This window comes from Kosakonia sp. MH5, from assembly GCF_009935945.1.
Taxonomy (GTDB): domain Bacteria; phylum Pseudomonadota; class Gammaproteobacteria; order Enterobacterales; family Enterobacteriaceae; genus Kosakonia; species Kosakonia radicincitans.
Map to the genome: position 1 here is coordinate 212,903 of NZ_QODH01000005.1, position 17,952 is coordinate 230,854.

Genomic DNA, 17,952 nt, shown 5'->3' on the forward strand with positions numbered 1-17,952 from the left:
ATGATTTATTAAGTCGTTATTAATTTCCACCTCCAGGATGAAATAACATCGTGAATAAATTTTTCACTCCACATGTTCTGCCTTTCCGCGCGTTAATTGAGGCGTGCTGGAAAGAAAAATACACGATGGCTCGCTTTACCCGCGATCTCATCGCCGGTATCACCGTCGGGATTATCGCCATTCCCCTGTCGATGGCGCTGGCGATTGGCAGCGGTGTCGCGCCACAATATGGCCTGTATACCTCGGCGATTGCCGGTATCGTTATCGCCCTGAGCGGTGGTTCACGCTACAGCGTTTCCGGCCCGACCGCTGCGTTTGTGGTGATCCTCTACCCGGTGTCACAACAGTTTGGCCTTGCGGGCCTGCTGGTTGCCACGTTGATGTCCGGGGTGTTCCTGATCCTCTTCGGGCTGGCGCGTTTTGGCCGGTTGATTGAATATATTCCGCTTTCCGTGACGCTCGGTTTTACCTCCGGTATTGGTATCACCATCGCCACAATGCAGCTTAAAGATTTTCTCGGGCTGCATATGACGCATGTCCCGGAACATTACCTGCAAAAAGTTGGCGCACTGGTGATGGCGCTGCCCACCATTAATTTTGGTGATGCTGCAATCGGTGTGACAACACTGGCAACGCTGGTTCTCTGGCCGCGCTTACGCTTACGTTTGCCCGGCCACTTGCCTGCGCTGCTGGCTGGCTGTGCGGTTATGCTGGTAGTGAACCTGCTCGGCGGCCATGTTGCTACTATCGGTTCCCAGTTCCAGTACACGCTGGCAGATGGCACACAGGGCAACGGTATCCCTCAGCTTCTGCCGCAACTGGTGTTGCCGTGGGATCTGCCGGGTTCGAATTTCACCCTCAGTTGGAACTCACTCCAGGCGATGCTGCCCGCCGCGTTTTCGATGGCCATGCTGGGCGCCATTGAATCGCTGCTCTGCGCGGTGGTGCTGGACGGAATGACCGGCACCAAACACAAAGCCAACAGCGAACTGATTGGCCAGGGCATGGGGAATATTATCGCGCCGTTCTTTGGCGGTATCACCGCGACGGCAGCGATTGCCCGCTCTGCCGCCAACGTGCGCGCGGGTGCCACTTCGCCCATTTCGGCCGTGATCCACGCACTGCTGGTGATCCTGGCATTACTGGCGCTGGCGCCTCTGCTCTCCTGGCTGCCGCTGTCGGCGATGGCCGCGCTGCTGTTAATGGTGGCGTGGAATATGAGTGAAGCGCACAAAGTGATCGATCTGCTGCGTCGCGCGCCCGCCGATGACATTGTGGTGATGTTGATGTGTATGTCGCTGACGGTGCTGTTCGATATGGTTATCGCCATTAGCGTCGGGATTGTGCTGGCCTCGCTGCTGTTTATGCGCCGCATTGCGCGGATGACGCACCTGGCGGCAGTGAATGTCAGCGTGCCGGATGACGTGCTGGTGCTGCGCGTTATTGGCCCGCTGTTCTTTGCCGCTGCGGAAGGTGTGTTCAGCGATCTGGAAACCCGCATCGCCGGTAAGCGAATTGTCGTGCTGAAGTGGGATGCCGTGCCGGTGCTCGATGCTGGCGGGCTGGATGCTTTCCGCCGTTTTGTTGCCCGCCTGCCGGAAGGTACCGAGCTGCGGGTCAGCAATCTGGAGTTTCAGCCGTTACGCACGCTGGCGCGCGCCGGTGTGCAGCCCATCCCTGGCCGACTGTCTTTCTTCCCTAATCGCGACGCGGCATTAGCCGATCTGTGAACCGGATGCGGAATAACGATTCCGCATCATCACCTCTATCGCCCGTTGTAGCCATTGCAGCACTTCGGGCGTCATCCATGTCCCCTTCATCAGGTGTGGTTCCTGCTGCATCGCAGTGCGAAACTTTTGTTGCGTCTGCGCATCCGTTCCGGCGTAAGACTGGAACAGCGCCAGCCAGTTTTGCGCCAACGCCTGCGCCTCTTCCGACTGCGGATCCAGTGATTGTCGCTGGGCGAGATGCAGTTTTGCCACCAGCGGCGGCCACTCCATCATGCGGTCAAAATAGTGGGCCCGTGTGAAGGCCATCTCTTCTGGCGACAGATAACGCTGCCAGATAGCGAGTTTACTTTCTGCGAAACTGCGGGTAATAAAATCGACGATGCTTTGCGTAATGCCGGTTTGCTCGCGCATCTGTGGTTCGACGCTGTGCATCTCGTTTAAGCGGGTAAGAAACTCCGGCTTATTCGCCGTATCGTCTTCAAGACGGCTCATCCAGCGCGTCGCCAGATTCATCGCACGCGTATCGTCCGGCGGGCAATTTTCCGACAACAATTTCTGCGCTTCACTCACCATTTCGGCCCAGGCCTGCTCCCGCGTCTCGTCTGGCGTGGCAAACGGCAATTCCTGTAGCTCTTGCGGGGTAAACCAACGATCGTACATTTTCATCATCTCCAGTGTCTGTAGCCATGACTCCAGGTCAGGCTCCGCACCGCTGGCAAGACCGTCACGCAAAGCTATGAGCTGATGACGTAATGTGACAATGTCACGCATTTGTTTATCAAGCATTGTAATTTGCTGATCCAGCAATTCCGCCAGCGGACGCGTCTCCTGCGCCAGATAATCATTAATTGCCGCCAGTTCCATTCCTGATTTCGCCAGCGCCTGAATCATATGCAGGCGTTTCACATCAGCAAGGTTATAGAGCCGATAACCGGCGGCATTTCGGGCAGAAGGCAGCAGCAAACCAATATGTTCATAGTGATGCAGCGTGCGCACGCTGATTCCCGCCCGCCGCGACAACTCTCCAACCTGAATCAACATGGCTTCCCCCTTCTTCTCCACAGACCGGACTTTCGGGCCTGACGTTACGTGAGGGTCAAGCAGAACACAAAAAAAAACGGCTCGATCAGGAGCCGTTATTGAAAAATTCATCTTTAGCTGTGATGTTGCCGGTCACGGCGGCAGCGTTTGTCATAGTGGCGAACCCACCAGTATTTATCGCACACCTGCTCATGGCCTCCTACGCGGGCGCCTGCGAGCCAGAGAACAGCTCCGAGGAAGATACTGAGTACCGCGCCGTGCGCAAAAAATTGCGGCAGGTTAAGCTGTGGAAGTTGGTTTAGAATAGAGTAACCAACACCGACAACCATCACTACCAACCCCAACCCCATGAGCACATTACCGAGTAACGAAGCGTTTTTGCGTTTCATATGTCACCTCCGGAACGACGGGTTGGATGGGAAAACCCCAATCCTTGTGAATAAAGTATAGACAGTGCTCTTTTTGGCGGTTGCGGGCACGATCACAATTACATATGTTTGACTAACAGAAATTTACAAATAAGCGATTGAACTACTTGAATTTCGAATGATTGAGGTGAGCAATCATTATCATTTTCCACCTGATACCGTGAGAATTTTGTCATCGCGCCCCGCACAACGTAAACTACGCGCCGGATATTGACCTGGTCAGGAATAAAAAGTGACGATTAAACTGATTGTCGGGCTGGCGAACCCTGGCGCTGAATACGCTGCGACACGCCACAATGCGGGCGCCTGGTATGTCGATTTACTGGCAGAGAGCGCGCGCGCTCCGCTGCGCGATGAACCGAAATTTTTCGGTTATACCTCGCGCATTAATCTGGCGGGCGAAGATGTACGTCTGCTGGTGCCGACCACCTTTATGAACCTGAGCGGCAAAGCGGTGGCGGCGATGGCGACTTTTTATCGCATCAATCCGGATGAAATCCTTGTCGCGCATGACGAGCTGGATCTGCCGCCTGGCGTGGCGAAGTTCAAACTGGGCGGTGGACACGGCGGCCATAACGGCCTGAAAGACATCATCAGTAAACTGGGGAATAACCCCAATTTTCACCGTTTGCGCGTAGGTATCGGTCATCCGGGGGATAAAAACAAAGTTGTCGGTTTTGTACTGGGCAAACCGCCGGTTTCTGAACAGAAGCTGATCGATGAAGCCATTGACGAAGCGGCACGTTGTACAGAGATCTGGCTGAAGGACGGTTTAACCAAAGCCACCAACCGCCTGCACGCCTTTAAGGCACAGTAGCCCCACTGCAGCGGCAATTTTGCCGCGCGTTACATCGGTTACGTGTATAATAGGCAAAGTTATTCACTTTTCTACAATCCGTTTTACTCAACGGGTTGATTATCAAGAGATTAAGGTAATTACATCATGGGATTCAAATGCGGTATCGTTGGTCTGCCCAACGTAGGTAAATCCACCCTGTTCAACGCGCTCACCAAAGCAGGTATTGAAGCGGCAAACTTCCCCTTCTGTACTATTGAGCCGAACACCGGTGTCGTACCGATGCCCGATCCGCGTCTGGACAAACTCGCGGAAATCGTTAAGCCTCAGCGCATTCTGCCGACCACGATGGAATTTGTTGATATCGCCGGCCTGGTAAAAGGCGCGTCCAAAGGTGAAGGCCTGGGCAACCAGTTCCTGACCAACATCCGCGAAACCGAAGCCATCGGCCACGTTGTACGCTGCTTTGAAAACGACAATATCATCCACGTTGCCGGTAAAGTTGACCCGGCGGAAGATATCGACGTTATCAATACCGAACTGGCGCTGTCCGATCTGGAAACCTGCGAGCGCGCGATTCATCGCGTGTCCAAGAAAGCAAAAGGCGGCGATAAAGATGCGAAAGTTGAACTGGCCGCGCTGGAGAAATGCCTGCCGCAGCTGGAAAACGCCGGTATGCTGCGCGCGCTGGATCTGAGCAAAGAAGAGAAAGAAGCCATTCGTTATCTGAGCTTCCTGACGCTGAAACCAACCATGTACATCGCTAACGTCAATGAAGACGGTTTCGAAAACAACCCGTATCTGGACCAGGTTCGCGCCATCGCGGAAAAAGAAGGCTCTGTAGTTGTGCCGGTTTGTGCCGCGGTTGAATCGGATATCGCCGAGCTGGATGACGAAGAGCGTGATGAGTTCATGGCCGAACTGGGTCTTGAAGAACCGGGCCTGAACCGCGTGATCCGCGCAGGTTATGCCCTGCTGAACCTGCAAACCTACTTCACCGCCGGTGTGAAAGAAGTTCGCGCCTGGACAATCCCGGTTGGCGCAACGGCTCCGCAGGCCGCCGGTAAAATCCACACCGACTTTGAAAAAGGCTTTATCCGCGCGCAAACCATCGCTTATGAAGACTTTATTGCTTACAAAGGCGAGCAAGGCGCGAAAGAAGCCGGCAAAATGCGTGCAGAAGGCAAAGAGTACATCGTTAAAGATGGCGATGTGATGAACTTCCTGTTCAACGTCTAATCGTTTCTGTTGTCTCATGCGATCTCACGCATCGCATGTTCATCAACAATCCCCCGAAAATCCACGCAGCTGCGTGGATTTTTTCTTTTCATGGCTTCACACATAATCTCGCCACGACGCAGACAGAAATGAGAACACTCAGTTTCCATCTTCACTTTAAGTGAATGCAATAGCTGACAAGGACTCGCCATGCTCACTGACACACACTGCCGGGTTGAAAGAAAAACTCTATCGACTTAATGACTTCAACGGCCCCGGCCCTGAAGTGAAGCACAACGGCAAATCCAGCAAGTTCGCATTAGATGAGTATCCAGCAGTAAAACTCGCCGAAGCGCGAGAGAAATGCGAGTAAGCATCGAAGCAAGCCGCGGAAAGAGCCAGTCCACAGCCATTTACCAGAAAGACAATGCCAGGCTGACTCTCAAAGTCTCTGATGTGCAGACTCACGGCCCCGTTGGGGTTCCGGTCCGGGTCATATTGAGATACCTGGCAACGGATTCAAACACTCTCAGAACCCTGTGAGAAGGAAGATTGTCCCGCATCGTTGAGTTTTTCTAAAAAAGGGGCTGAATATAAATCGTTTTTACTGCCAATATCCCAGAGTTATTAATACCGTATGACAACGGGATCACTCTGGAGCAACGCTGTTGTGAACGCAAAACACATGAAATACTCCGACTGGAGTCTGCTTTTCCTGCTCTCATTGCTTTGGGGCGGTTCTTTTTTCTTCAACGGCATTCTGGTGAGATATATCCCTCCGTTGCCACTGGTGGCGGCACGAGTCACGCTTGCAGCAGCCGTACTGTGGAGCGTGTTGTTAATCTCCCGGACACCTGTGCAGCACAGCGCAAAACTCTGGGGTAGTTTCATGGTTATGGGATTGCTTAATAATGTTCTGCCGTTCCTGCTTATCGCCTGGGGACAGTCACACATTGCCAGCGGCACGGCAGCCATACTTAACGCCACCACGCCGCTTTTTACCATACTGCTGGCGCACCGTTTTACATCAGATGACCGTCTTTCCTGGAGTCGTTGCGTTGGCCTGTTAACCGGCTTTGGCGGCGTTGCATACATGCTGGGCCATGAAAATCTTGCCGGTGAGGATCACAGCCTGGCCGCAGAACTTGCCGTGCTGGCTGCCGCCCTCAGCTATGCCATTGCCAGCCTCTGGGGACGGCGGTTTATGCGGGCAGGTCTGTCACCGCTGGTACCCGCAGCAGGACAACTGACAGCCTCCGCGTTGCTGACGTTACCTGTGGCTTTCCTGAACGGTAATATCAATACATTACTGCACGCAGACGCCATCTGCTGGATGGCTCTTGCAGGTCTGGCAATTTTCTCCACCGCCGTGGCGTATCTGATTTTTTTCCGTCTGCTAGCGAGCGCCGGAGCAACCAACCTGATGCTGGTGACCTTTCTTATCCCCGTCACGGCTGTGCTGGCTGGCTTTGCGTTGCTGGGCGAATCCCTGACTGCTGATAAGCTCATCGGGATGAGTATTCTGGCTGCCGGACTAATGATTCTGGATGGACGGCTCCTGTCTGCAGTCCAGCATCGCGTCGCCGGGAAGCCAGCACCGTAATAACCTGCAGCCCTGTATTCTGAACTGGCTATGTCAGTCATCCGGCTATGTTTTATGACAGTGTGAACAATCGGCGATCACTATCCTGCAGAGGCCTGGGCTGAAATCAGTGCCTGACCGGAGTGCCCCACCCTTACAGATGTCATAAAAAGTTTGTCGGATGTTTGAGGGCGTGAAGCGAATATGGCCCTCTTTTTATGGATTTTTTCGGAGATGAACCGCTCATGATGGTAAATTTAACCAAACATAGAGCTAAGAATAATGGGGGAAACAATGATTACACAGCAAGCGCCGCAGCTTGAAACAGAACGCCTGATTTTAAAGCAATTTACACTCGAAGATTTCCCGGCGCTCAAGGAATGCTGGGCGACTCCGGAAATGGTTAAGATCAATGGCGGCGAAATGCCGACTACAGATATGGTCTGGACCCGTTTCTTACGCGATATCGGGCACTGGCAGATGTTGGGTTATGGTTACTGGGCAGTATTTGAAAAATCAACAAACCGTTATGCTGGTTCGTTTGGCTTTCAGGATGCTCATCGGGATATCACGCCTGCTCTGGAATATCCTGAAGCGGGATGGACGTTAATGCCAGAAGCGCGTGGTAAAGGTTATGCAACTGAAGCGCTGGCCGCAATTCTGCTGTGGGCCGATAAGACATTTTCCTCCCCGGTGTGCTGTATTATTGATGAAGAAAATAAACGTTCAAATTATTTAGCTGAGCGCTTTGGGTTTCAGTTTCAAAATTATGTTAACTACCGTGGCAAGCAGGTTCGATTACTGATACGCCAGAAAGCGCTTAATTCGGGTTTGTAAATTCTTGACCAGCCCATTTTGGGATGGTCCTTCACTGAGCAGATTCTGTTGCGGACGTTCTGCGCAAGCGGCAGAACGTCCCTTTTCGCTCATAGCAGACTTTTATAAAGGGAGTTCATATTTTCAGGAGGGTTTATTTCTCCTCTCTTCATTAGCGCACCGGCTTTACCCGTCAGACAATTCCCGCAGGAAATAAAACCCGTCATTAAAAATAGTGAGTTGACTGAAATGAATGTTCCGTCCACTCACATATTTACTGATTTAATCTTTTTTACTGCATGCAACACGGCCGGGAAATATCACTGATAAATGACAGAAACACCCGCCGTCATACCTGACGAAAGTCTGGTTTCCGGGGGAATATTATCAATTTTAATACGGACCGGAATGCGCTGCGCCAGCCTGACCCAGTTAAACACCGGCTCCACGTTTGGAAGCCCTAAGTGGTCTGCCGCTGTGTTACTGTCTGAGATGCCTCTCCCGAAGCTTTCCACATGTCCGGCCAGTTGCCTGTTACTGCCCATCAGTTTTATCTTCACTTTATCACCCACTTTAATGCGTCCGAGTTGTGTCTCCTGAAAATAACCAATAACACGGAAGCTGTCCGTTTCAAGGATCGAGACACTGGTGACACCAGAGGTGGCAAAATCCCCTGTCCGCAGACTCAGATTAGTTACATACCCGTCGGCCGGAGCCCGTACTGTCGTTTTCTCCAGATTCAGCCTGGCGATATTAACCTCGGTCTGCGCACTCTGAAAGTCCGCCAGCGCAACCTTCGCGTCGCTGGCCGCCTGCTCAATCGTTTCTCTGGATTCCGATGCCGTACCAAGAAGCGTTCGACGATTTGCCATTGATTTCTTGAGATTCATGGAAAAGTTTTTGGAATCCAGGGTGGCCACAGCCTCCTGCAGGGCAAGCTGAAAGCGCTCAGGATCTATCTGGTAAAGAATTTCACCACGATGCACAAACTGATTGTCTGCCACGTTCACTTTCAGAACGGTACCGGACACTTCCGGTGCTATCTGCACCACATCTGCACTGACCTTGCCATCGCGGGTCCATGGCGCGTACATATAATAGTCCCAGACATGCCAGCCGAGTAATGCAGCACATGCCAGCATTGCCATCGTTAACAGGATCTGACCCCACCGTAGATTAAATGGTTTCATTTGAATGTCCCTGACAATAATGTGCAACCGAAAAAGAGAACGAAATATGTGGCTATATCAAATAGCGGACGGTGCCATACATACCGGTAAAAACCGGCTACAGACAAAACCCAGTGCAGGGTACGGAATAACAGATAACAGGCGATCATGATGAACAGGAGAGACGGGACATAAACACCATAAACATCAATATCAGTGTTCATTTATTTACCTCGGCGTTGTTCTGGAGTGGTAATAAAGCCGTATGAAGGCCAGCCAGGGCATTGCGGATAAGAGGACCGGACACAGGTTGTCCGTCATTTGATCCTGACATGACCTGAAGGCAGTTATTAAGGTGATATTCCAACTGTGTCTGAATGCTGGTCTGTCCGTTAATCTTTCCCTTGTAATAAGCCGCAACACAGAGAAGCAGCTGTTCGAGGCTGTCCCTTTGTGCAACCGTCACAGAGATTTTATTATTCTGTATATCCATTACGCATAAACCTGCTCTGAGATCCCTCAGTAAATCAGTGGCGTATATATCTGATTCGGGTGGTACTGCCGCCATCCGTGGAACAAGCAGCCCCAATTGGTTCAGTATGTGATGGGTCATCCTCTCATCACTGGCGCGTCTCTCCGAACTGATGAACTGTACGATCATTCTCCAGCTGGCTTTCAGTAGTCGCCTTACACTTGTCTCTGCGCCGATGGTTCGAAATGTGGACAATGTCATTATGGCTATGACAATACCGGCAACTGTCGCAATGTTTGCATTCAGGAATGTCGGTAAATCCAGCGTTAATTTCTGGCGTAACTGAAGCATGAAGACCAGGTTCACACTCAGCACAAACCCGGTAAACCACTTTGAGGGGGTGGCAAGTAAAACGCCAACCGGTATCAGAAATAACCCCAGCGATGATATAAGGGGAATGAATCCCAGACTCTCTATAAAAGGGAATATCCCGAACTGATAGACGAAAGAAATGCCCACGGTGGCCAGGGTCAGTTCAAGCATTTTTCTGACTACAGGAACAGCATCATCCAGGGTGGCCATGGTACAGCATATAACGCTCACCATCTGTACGGCAGCGCTGCCATAGCTCCATCCGGTTAAAACCCACAGTGAACAGGCCAGTATGATGGAAACACAAACAGCGGCAGCAGAGAGAAAGGCCATGCCATAGTCCGGAAGCATTCCGACTTTACGCCTGGGTTTGTAGTCGGTTTCATGAACCTCTCCGCTGGTAATATCGCGCCGGAGGGTAAGGCAGTCGCTCCAGACTTCCGTCAATTCATGCAGTTGCCCTGCAAGACGGTTACGGTACAACGTATCCCAGGTCGGTTCTTTATCATGCGGGTGATTTTGTGCCTGGCTGAACAAGGACAGCAGATTTTCTTTTTCATTGTGGTTATCAGCAGGCTCTTCCAGCCAGCCGGAAACCCTGGAAAACCACTCTTTTGCCTGATTGTCCGATATTGTCCTCATTCTGAGGTCATACACTTCGGACAGTAAGGGCAGCAGGGTGACCATCCTCTCCAGTAAGATGGTCATTCTTTCAGCCAGCCTTCTGTCATCGTGGCTTTCGTACCCCACGTGCGTGGCGAAATTGCGAAGATCAACGGCATCGGCAGCCAGCGTCTGTCGTAACTGTAAAGTACGGGGGGAATTCACACTCCCTGACAACACATCCCGGGTCAGCGCATTCGCATTTTCAAGCCACAAATCCACCCTTCGTGACAGTACCTGACTCGCTTTCTGGGGAAAAATGCCGCGGCTGAACAATGCGATACAGAGAATACCCACGAAGATTTCTTCAACCCGTGAGACTGCTACATCGAACGTGGTGCCCGGCGTGTCCACAATAGTGGATCCCGTGAGCACGGCGGTATAACCGGCAAGCATGAAGAGATAACTTTTCGGGGAACGATCTAGCATGCTGATAAAAAGGCAGCCAGCCGTCCATAATGCCATGCCGACAGAAAGAAGCTCAGGCGATGAGACCAGGTTAGGAACCAGAATTATGATGGCAATCGCGCCCAGAATGGTTCCTCCCATCCGGTACACCGCCTTAGAGGTGGTGGCACCCATTAAGGGATGCGCGACAATGTAAACGGTGCCTACAGACCAGTAGGGATTGTTAAGATTAAACTTTACTGCGATCCAGTATGCCAGCATGGCGGCAGCGAATGTTTTAAGTGAAAAAATCACCGCTTCCGTCGTCCAGATATCAGATACCTGGGCTTTCATGGACGTCGACCCCGTTCATTGCAGGAATCCAGGTTTTCCAGCATACAGCTCAGGGTTTTTTCAACGATTTCGAGGTCTTCCTGCGGAATATTGCTGAGAATTTGCAGCCGCAGGCTACCGGCAAGGTGATCCAGCCGGTTTCCGAGATCAATCCCCTTTTCCGTCAGACTCAGCAATTTTGCCCGCCGGTCAACGGGATCTTCCTGCCTGCATACAAACCCGCTGTTTTCAAGTCCGTCAAGCAGGCGGACAACTGCCGAGTTTTCCAGCCCCAGTCGCCGGGCCAGTTCATACTGTCTTAATTGTCTGCTTCCCAGATGAAGCATTTCCAGTACCAGTAATGCGGCGGTTCCGGATACCCCCTCCTTGCTCAGGTGCTGGGTCAGGGCTCTTCGCCAGGACTGGCTTACGGCCAGAAGCAGGCGACCAAAGCCTTTTCTTTTATCACTCGCCATTAATTTGTTTTCCTGTGGTTGTTTAAAACATGACAGGGTTAATTCACGGGCAGTTGCCTTCAACTTTTGCAGTGGTTCAGTTAATGAAATAGATGATGCGTCATCTAAAATAGATGACGCATCATCTAAAATCAATGACAAGTCATCTATTAGCCTGTTTTTTTATTGTGTAATTGATTTGGCGTTTATCCATATAGACGCGCAGCCCAGGCATGCACTGTCACTGCCAGAGCGTGGGGGACGGCACACGTCCGGCCTTAAGTACTTGGCTGAACAGGCGATCTCCTGAAACAGTGCCAGGCTAAACCGGAGTATTCGGTTCTTTTCCACTTTACCGGGGGAGGCATATCAGCCATGAAAAAGACCCGCTATGCCGAAGAACAGATAGCGTTGGAGCACTCTGCAAAAAGATGGGCATTTCTGAGGCCACTCTTTATAACTGGAAGAAGAAAAAAGAGTGTGGGTGGTGATATCAAGAGCGGTTACAACGCTGGAAACAGAATGGCCACAATCAACGACTCGTTTGACTGCTTCAATTTCAAACTCTTCGGGATAACATTTACCGCTCAAATCTGTAACGATTCAGTCTCACATGATCTCCCTGCAACGCGGCAAGAAAAAAGTACACAGATTGATACTTTGCTCACATCCGGCGCGCGCTGGAAACTCTTTTTTACGAGCCAGGTCAATCGTGGACGTCTTCAAAAAAAATCCCGTATTTGTTATATTGTTGTTTATTGATTTTTCACCTCTGCGGTGCCAAAAAGAACAAGATTCACCGCAACCCAGGACAATAAAATGTTAGATTACCGCTTCCCGACAGCTTTGCAGATGGTTCTCAGCGTAGCGATGGCGGAGCAATTAGGTGAACGTTCGACAAGTGCGATTCTGGCCTACGGCCTGGAAGCTAATCCGAGCTTTATCCGCAAATTAATGGTTCCACTTACGCGTGACGGCATTATTGTCTCAACGCTTGGCCGCAACGGTTCTATTCATCTTGGTCGCCCGGCGGAACAGATCACCCTGCGCGATATCTACGTTTCCGTCACAGAAGATAAAAAGCTGTGGGCGTCGCGTCCCGATATTCCGGCCCGCTGCGTGGTCAGCGCCAACGCTTGCTGGTACTTCAAATCTATTGCTGATGAAGCGGAGCGGGCTTCATTAGAGGTATTAGCGCAGCATACCGTGGCAAGCGCGCTGGAAGAGGTCAAAAAAGCCGATACCAGCGGATGCGTTCCGGTGCCTGAAATTGATACCTGGTATAAAAAAGCGCATTAACTATTTCCTTATCGCGAAAAAAAACCGCCTTCACAGTGAAGGCGGTTTTTTGTTATTTGCAACATCCTACGCAGGCAGAACGTCGCTTACCGGTTTGCCGCGCGTAACAAATTTACGCAGCGTAACGTAAAACACCGGCGTCAGGAACAGACCAAACAGCGTTACTCCCAGCATACCGGAAAACACCGTGATCCCGGTGACGCCGCGCACTTCTGCACCCGCGCCGTGGCCGAGGATCAGCGGAATCGTCCCGGCAATAAAAGCGATGGAGGTCATCACAATCGGGCGTAAACGCAGGCGGCAAGCTTCCAGCGCCGCTTCCATGATACCTTTCCCCTGAATTTCCAGCTCGCGGGCAAACTCGACGATAAGAATCGCGTTTTTACAGGCCAGCCCCATCAGTACCACCAGACCAACCTGCACAAACACGTTGTTATCACCGCCGGTCAGCCAGACACCAAACAGCGCGGACAGCATCGTCATCGGGACGATAAGGATCACCGCCAGCGGCAGCGTCCAGCTTTCATACAGTGCCGCCAGCACCAGGAAAGCCAGCAGAACCGCGACCGGGAAGACGATCAGCGCAGTGTTGCCCTGCGTGGCCTGCTGGAAGCTCAGATCCGTCCACTCAATATTCATCCCATTCGGCAATATCTGCTTAGACATCCCGGCAAGTTGCGTCATCGCCTGTGCGGAAGAGAGTACGCGAGGATCGGCATCGCCAATAAGATCTGCCGCCGGATAACCATTGTAGCGAATCACCGGATCAGGCCCGTACGTGGTAGTGATATGCACCATACTGCCGATCGGCACCATTTCGCCCTGATTATTACGGGTGCGCAAATTAGCAATATTTTCCACGCTGTCACGGAATGGCCCGTCGGCCTGCGCCATCACGCGCCAGGTGCGCCCGAACTGGTTAAAATCGTTCACATAAGACGAGCCCAGATAAGTTTGCAGCGTACCGAAAAGGTCGGTCAGCGACACACCCTGCGCTTTCGCTTTATCACGATCGACCTGCACATCCAGTTGCGGAACGTTGGCCTGGTAGGTTGAGATCGGGAAATGCATCCCCGGCGTCTGCATAATCGCACCGGACATCGTATTCACCGCGTTTTGCAGCGCGCCATAACCAAGACCGGCGCGATCCTGGATGTAGAGCGAATAGCCAGAACCCTGACCCAGCCCTAAAATCGGCGGCGGCAAAATGGAGAAACCAAAGCCCTGCTGGATTTGTGCGATTTTCGCGTTGATCTCAGCGTTAATTTCCGCCGCAGTATGTTTACGCTGGTCGAACGGTTTCAGACCAAAAAAGACCGTCCCGGTATTCGGCGTATTGGTGAACTGCAACGCATTAAGCCCTGGAAAGGCGACCGCATAATCCACGCCTTCGGTATTCATACCGATTTCGCTCATTTTGCGGATCACCGCATCGGTGCGCGCCAGCGAAGAGCCTTCCGGCATTTTCACACCGCCAATTAAATAGAGCTTATCCTGAGTAGGAATAAACCCGCCGGGGACGGCTTTAAACATAACGCCAGCGGCGCAGAGCAGCAGCACATAAACCACAAACACCGCACCACGTCGTCCGAGCGTTTTGCCAACCAGCCCCTGATAGCCGTTTGAGCTACGGTGGAAAAAGCGGTTAAACGGGCGGAAAATCCAACCGAACAGACGATCAATAAGCCTGGTCGGGAAGTCTTTCGGTGCGCCGTGCGGCTTTAACAACAGAGCAGCCAGTGCCGGAGAGAGCGTCAGCGAGTTGATGGCGGAGATCACCGTCGAAATCGCGATAGTCACCGCAAACTGTTTGTAGAACTGACCGGTCACCCCGGAGAGAAACGCCATCGGCACGAACACCGCGCACAGCACCAGCGCAATGGCGATAATCGGCCCGGAAACTTCCCGCATCGCCTGATGCGCCGCCTGAAGAGGAGCCAGCCCCTCTTCAATATTACGCTCAACGTTTTCCACCACCACGATGGCGTCATCCACAACGATACCAATAGCCAATACCAGCCCGAACAAACTCAGGGTATTAAGCGAGAAGCCAAGCAGGTAGAGAATACTGAACGTTCCCACGACCGATACCGGCACCGCGATCAGCGGAATAATCGACGCGCGCCAGGTTTGCAGAAACAGAATCACCACCAGTACCACCAGCACCACCGCTTCTAGCAGCGTTTGCACGACCGCGCGAATGGAATCGCGAACAAAAACCGTCGGATCGTAAGGTGCCGCCCATTTCATATCTTCCGGGAAACGCGTGGCCAGTTCGTTCATTTTGGCGCGCACCGCATTCGACAAATCGATGGCGTTCGCCCCTGGAGACTGGAAGATACCAATCCCGACCGCGTCTTTATTATTCAACTGGGAACGCAGCGCATAGCTGCCGGAACCCATTTCTATACGCGCCACGTCGCGCAGGCGTACCAGCGAGCCGTCTTCCGACGTTTTCAGAATAATATTGCCAAACTCTTCTTCGGTGTGCAGACGCCCCTGGGCATTAATCGAGATCAGGAAATCGCTCTCTTTCGGCAGCGGCTCGGCGCCAAGCTGCCCTGCTGAAACCTGGACGTTTTGCTCCTGCATCGCTGTCACCACATCCGAGGCAGTCAACCCGCGTGCCGCCACCTTATTGGGATCCAGCCAGATGCGCATCGCGTATTCGCCCGCGCCAAAAATCTGAATTTGACCAACGCCGGGCAGACGCGCCAGCTCATCCTTCACTTTCAGCGTGGCGTAGTTACGCATATACAGTGAATCGTATTTACCGCCAGGCGAAAACAGATGCACCACCAGCGTGAGCGTCGGCGATTGTTTCTGGGTAGTAATGCCCAAACGCCGCACATCTTCCGGCAGACGCGCTTCAGCCTGTGATACCCGGTTTTGCACCTGAACCTGCGCCTGATCGGGGTCTGTACCCGGACGGAACGTTACGGTGGTCACCAGTACGCCGTCGGAGCCTGCGACGGATTTCATGTACATCATGTTCTCAACACCGTTGATCGCTTCTTCCAGCGGCGTCGCCACGGTCTCTGCAATCACTTTCGGGTTGGCACCTGGATACTCCGCTCGTACCTGCACGCTTGGCGGTACGACGTCAGGATATTCGCTGACCGGCAACAGCGGGATGGCGATTAATCCTGTAATAAAAATCAGAATCGACAGCACCGCGGCAAAAATCGGCCTGTCGATAAAAAAGCGGGAAAAGTCCATGTTTCGGATTCTCAGGTAAGGGATCAGTTGAGGGCAGTGCTGGCGGTCATGGCAACGGTTTTCGCATTAACCGGCATACCCGGCATAAACACTTTTTGTAAACCGTCGACGATGACTCTGTCGCCAGGGGTCAGCCCCTGCTGCACGATGCGTAAACCGTCTGCCAGACGACCTGGAGTAATATCGCGACGCTGTGCTTTACCATCTTTATCAACGATATAAACATATTTGCGATCCTGATCGGTCAGTACCGCTTTGTCGTCGATAAGTGTGGCTTTGAATTCAGCGCTGCCAGGCAGGCGTACGCGGGCAAACAGTCCCGGCGTGAACTGACGCTGAGCGTTATCCAACAGTGCGCGCATACGGATCGTGCCGGTACTCGGCGTTAACTGATTATCAAGAAAATCCACTTTGCCCTGATGGGGATAGCCCTCTTCGCCAACAAGGCCAATCTCAACCGGTAGCGCCAGGTGATTACTGGACGCCCCCTGCCCTCTGCGGGCGAGATTTTGATAGTGAAGATAAGTCGACTCATCTACGTCAAAGTAGACGTAAACCGTCTTCTGCGATACCAGCGTGGTAAGCACGCTGGCGCTGTCACCCGCAGTGACCAGATTACCGCTGGTGATCAACGCACGACTGGCGCGGCCATCGATAGGCGCGGTCACTTTGGTGAAATCCAGGTTAAGTTGCGCGGCATCAACCGCCGCCTGCGCGGCGCGAATGTCGGCCTGTGCCTGGACGGCGGCCGAACGGCGCTGCTCCCACTCTTCACGGGATACCAGGTTGGTATTGATCAGTTTATCGGTACGGTTAGCCTCGCTTTGTGCCAGGCTGGCCTGCGTTTTGGCTCTCGCCAACGTCGCCTGCGCCTGTTCCAGCGCGGCGCGATAGGTTCTGTCATCAATCGTGAACAGCACCTCGCCCTTTTTCACCTCCTGGCCGTCCGTGTAATTCACTTTATCAATGTAGCCGGAGACACGGGGGCGTAGCTGAACGCTTTCCACCGCTTCAATCCGACCATTAAAGCTATCCCACTGACTAATGGATTTCACCACCACGTTAGCTGCGCTGACGGCGGGAGCTTGTGGAACGGCATTTTGCGCAACACCCTCATCACACCCGACGAGCAGTACGGAGAGAAACATCGCTCCCAGCGCATTCAGATGAAAATTAACCCAAGGTTTTTGCAGGCTCATTATTTTTATTCCGCTAATTGTAGCCGCCGGGCAAGACGCAGCAGGAGATGCCGCGCCACTTCCTTTGTCCGGGCTGGCTTAAGGCCATTTGTGTCGTTCATCGCCACAAAACTGTAACAGTTTCGAATACACTATCGCGGCGATTGTAGGAAGGCGCTTAATTAAGTGCAAGAATAATTGTTGCACTTTATGTGCTATTTGAGTCATCGGTAAATGCCCCGTTTCGGACAGGGATTTAAATGCAACAATAAAACTTGCAATTAATGCAAAAGCGGGTCACTTTAAATGCAACAGACAAAGATGCTTTTAATAGCCTGCGTGAGGAAACAAGATGAACACTGGCGCATTTATTCACGATTTACTCGACTGGATCGACAACAACCTGGAAAACCGTCTGGACATTGCCACCGTTTCCAGGCGAGCCGGCTATTCGAAATGGCACCTCCAGCGGATATTCAAAGAACATACCGGCTATCGTCTCGCCGAGTATATTCGAGCGCAAAAGCTGAAAAAATCGGTCGAACGCTTAGCCCACAGCGACGAACCGATTCTGAACGTGGCGATGGCGTTAGGCTTTGACTCCCAGCAGTCCTTCAACCGCAGCTTCAAGCGTCAGTATGGCCAGGCACCCGGTGCGTGGCGTCGCAGTATCGGCTCCCCTAAAACGCAGCATTTGCGCCAGCAATCAGCATAGTGCGTCGTGGTTTTCGCCGTGAAAGTTGAGAGAAATCGTCGGCCTGACAACCGCAGGCCACCCGGCGTGTCCGATCTGA

Annotated in this window: 15 protein-coding genes and 3 pseudogenes; 9 read left to right on the forward strand and 9 right to left on the reverse strand. The window is 52.5% G+C overall.

Going from position 1 to position 17,952, the window contains the following annotated elements:
* Positions 1 to 50 precede the first annotated feature (50 nt).
* Positions 51 to 1,730, forward strand: a complete 1,680-nt coding sequence (gene dauA / locus DK872_RS15500; protein ID WP_007371854.1) for a C4-dicarboxylic acid transporter DauA — start codon at positions 51 to 53, stop codon at positions 1,728 to 1,730.
* Here dauA and DK872_RS15505 read toward each other — a convergent pair.
* Together DK872_RS15505 and ychH are read right to left on the reverse strand one after the other, a co-directional pair.
* Positions 1,716 to 2,771: a MerR family transcriptional regulator gene (locus DK872_RS15505; protein ID WP_161518511.1), complete on the reverse strand. Its 1,056-nt coding sequence runs from the start codon at positions 2,769 to 2,771 to the stop codon at positions 1,716 to 1,718. The genes dauA and DK872_RS15505 overlap by 15 nt on opposite strands.
* A gap of 113 nt (positions 2,772 to 2,884) precedes the next feature.
* On the reverse strand, positions 2,885 to 3,160 hold the full coding sequence (gene ychH / locus DK872_RS15510) for a stress-induced protein YchH (protein ID WP_007371852.1): 276 nt from the start codon (positions 3,158 to 3,160) through the stop codon (positions 2,885 to 2,887).
* 271 nt (positions 3,161 to 3,431) lie between these two features.
* Here ychH and pth point away from each other — a divergent pair, with 271 nt between their 5' ends.
* From pth to DK872_RS15535, 5 genes and pseudogenes are all read left to right on the forward strand, one after another.
* Positions 3,432 to 4,016: an aminoacyl-tRNA hydrolase gene (pth, locus tag DK872_RS15515; protein ID WP_107146698.1), complete on the forward strand. Its 585-nt coding sequence runs from the start codon at positions 3,432 to 3,434 to the stop codon at positions 4,014 to 4,016.
* 126 nt (positions 4,017 to 4,142) lie between these two features.
* A complete protein-coding gene (gene ychF, locus DK872_RS15520; RefSeq protein ID WP_007371850.1) occupies positions 4,143 to 5,234 on the forward strand; it encodes a redox-regulated ATPase YchF in 1,092 nt (363 codons plus the stop codon).
* 169 nt (positions 5,235 to 5,403) lie between these two features.
* Positions 5,404 to 5,583 (forward strand): annotated as a pseudogene (locus tag DK872_RS27575) (hypothetical protein); the annotation flags it as partial.
* A 300-nt stretch (positions 5,584 to 5,883) separates the two neighbouring features.
* On the forward strand, positions 5,884 to 6,816 hold the full coding sequence (locus tag DK872_RS15530; protein ID WP_081850757.1) for a DMT family transporter: 933 nt from the start codon (positions 5,884 to 5,886) through the stop codon (positions 6,814 to 6,816).
* 273 nt (positions 6,817 to 7,089) lie between these two features.
* Entirely contained in the window at positions 7,090 to 7,632 is a 543-nt protein-coding gene (locus DK872_RS15535) for a GNAT family N-acetyltransferase (protein WP_161518512.1), read from the forward strand.
* A 299-nt stretch (positions 7,633 to 7,931) separates the two neighbouring features.
* Here the strand turns inward: DK872_RS15535 and DK872_RS15540 are convergent, their stop codons facing one another.
* The 4 genes from DK872_RS15540 to DK872_RS15555 are packed head-to-tail and all read right to left on the reverse strand — an operon-like array spanning position 7,932 to position 11,624.
* On the reverse strand, positions 7,932 to 8,801 hold the full coding sequence (locus DK872_RS15540) for an efflux RND transporter periplasmic adaptor subunit (protein WP_233218384.1): 870 nt from the start codon (positions 8,799 to 8,801) through the stop codon (positions 7,932 to 7,934).
* Positions 8,798 to 9,004 (reverse strand): DUF1656 domain-containing protein, encoded by a 207-nt coding sequence (locus DK872_RS28010; protein WP_007371844.1) that lies wholly within the window; start codon positions 9,002 to 9,004, stop codon positions 8,798 to 8,800. Before DK872_RS28010 ends, DK872_RS15540 begins: the two co-directional genes overlap by 4 nt.
* Entirely contained in the window at positions 9,001 to 11,028 is a 2,028-nt protein-coding gene (locus DK872_RS15550) for an FUSC family protein (protein ID WP_051644033.1), read from the reverse strand. The genes DK872_RS28010 and DK872_RS15550 overlap by 4 nt, the downstream gene beginning before the upstream one ends.
* A complete protein-coding gene (locus DK872_RS15555) occupies positions 11,025 to 11,624 on the reverse strand; it encodes a MarR family winged helix-turn-helix transcriptional regulator (RefSeq protein WP_007371842.1) in 600 nt (199 codons plus the stop codon). The genes DK872_RS15550 and DK872_RS15555 overlap by 4 nt, the downstream gene beginning before the upstream one ends.
* A 213-nt stretch (positions 11,625 to 11,837) precedes the next feature.
* Here DK872_RS15555 and DK872_RS28015 point away from each other — a divergent pair.
* Positions 11,838 to 11,935, forward strand: a pseudogene (locus DK872_RS28015) (transposase); the annotation flags it as partial.
* Here the strand turns inward: DK872_RS28015 and DK872_RS15560 are convergent.
* Positions 11,931 to 12,053 (reverse strand): annotated as a pseudogene (locus DK872_RS15560) (IS3 family transposase); the annotation flags it as partial. The pseudogenes DK872_RS28015 and DK872_RS15560 overlap by 5 nt on opposite strands.
* Before the next feature lie 228 nt (positions 12,054 to 12,281).
* On the opposite strand from DK872_RS15560, the gene DK872_RS15565 reads away from it, so the two are divergent.
* The gene (locus DK872_RS15565) at positions 12,282 to 12,761 is read left to right on the forward strand and encodes an Rrf2 family transcriptional regulator (protein ID WP_007371841.1); all 480 of its coding nucleotides are present in this window, start codon (positions 12,282 to 12,284) and stop codon (positions 12,759 to 12,761) included.
* Positions 12,762 to 12,827: 66 nt separating this feature from the next.
* Here DK872_RS15565 and oqxB read toward each other — a convergent pair whose 3' ends face one another.
* Both oqxB and DK872_RS15575 read right to left on the reverse strand, forming a co-directional pair.
* Positions 12,828 to 15,980, reverse strand: coding sequence for a multidrug efflux RND transporter permease subunit OqxB (gene oqxB, locus DK872_RS15570; protein WP_007371840.1), 3,153 nt, complete (start codon positions 15,978 to 15,980; stop codon positions 12,828 to 12,830).
* Between the two features lie 23 nt (positions 15,981 to 16,003).
* On the reverse strand, positions 16,004 to 17,179 hold the full coding sequence (locus DK872_RS15575) for an efflux RND transporter periplasmic adaptor subunit (protein ID WP_107146696.1): 1,176 nt from the start codon (positions 17,177 to 17,179) through the stop codon (positions 16,004 to 16,006).
* A 331-nt stretch (positions 17,180 to 17,510) separates the two neighbouring features.
* Between DK872_RS15575 and DK872_RS15580 the strand changes: the two genes are divergently transcribed.
* On the forward strand, positions 17,511 to 17,873 hold the full coding sequence (locus DK872_RS15580) for a helix-turn-helix domain-containing protein (protein ID WP_007371838.1): 363 nt from the start codon (positions 17,511 to 17,513) through the stop codon (positions 17,871 to 17,873).
* Positions 17,874 to 17,952 lie beyond the last annotated feature (79 nt).

Coding starts and splice junctions, on each gene's coding strand:
- DK872_RS15505 (WP_161518511.1), bottom strand. CDS start 2,771: ATGTTGATTCAGGTTGGAGAGTTGTCGCGGCGGGCGGGAATCAGCGTG.
- ychH (WP_007371852.1), bottom strand. CDS start 3,160: ATGAAACGCAAAAACGCTTCGTTACTCGGTAATGTGCTCATGGGGTTG.
- ychF (WP_007371850.1), top strand. CDS start 4,143: ATGGGATTCAAATGCGGTATCGTTGGTCTGCCCAACGTAGGTAAATCC.
- DK872_RS15535 (WP_161518512.1), top strand. CDS start 7,090: ATGATTACACAGCAAGCGCCGCAGCTTGAAACAGAACGCCTGATTTTA.
- DK872_RS15540 (WP_233218384.1), bottom strand. CDS start 8,801: ATGAAACCATTTAATCTACGGTGGGGTCAGATCCTGTTAACGATGGCA.
- DK872_RS28010 (WP_007371844.1), bottom strand. CDS start 9,004: ATGAACACTGATATTGATGTTTATGGTGTTTATGTCCCGTCTCTCCTG.
- DK872_RS15550 (WP_051644033.1), bottom strand. CDS start 11,028: ATGAAAGCCCAGGTATCTGATATCTGGACGACGGAAGCGGTGATTTTT.
- DK872_RS15565 (WP_007371841.1), top strand. CDS start 12,282: ATGTTAGATTACCGCTTCCCGACAGCTTTGCAGATGGTTCTCAGCGTA.
- oqxB (WP_007371840.1), bottom strand. CDS start 15,980: ATGGACTTTTCCCGCTTTTTTATCGACAGGCCGATTTTTGCCGCGGTG.
- DK872_RS15575 (WP_107146696.1), bottom strand. CDS start 17,179: ATGAGCCTGCAAAAACCTTGGGTTAATTTTCATCTGAATGCGCTGGGA.
- DK872_RS15580 (WP_007371838.1), top strand. CDS start 17,511: ATGAACACTGGCGCATTTATTCACGATTTACTCGACTGGATCGACAAC.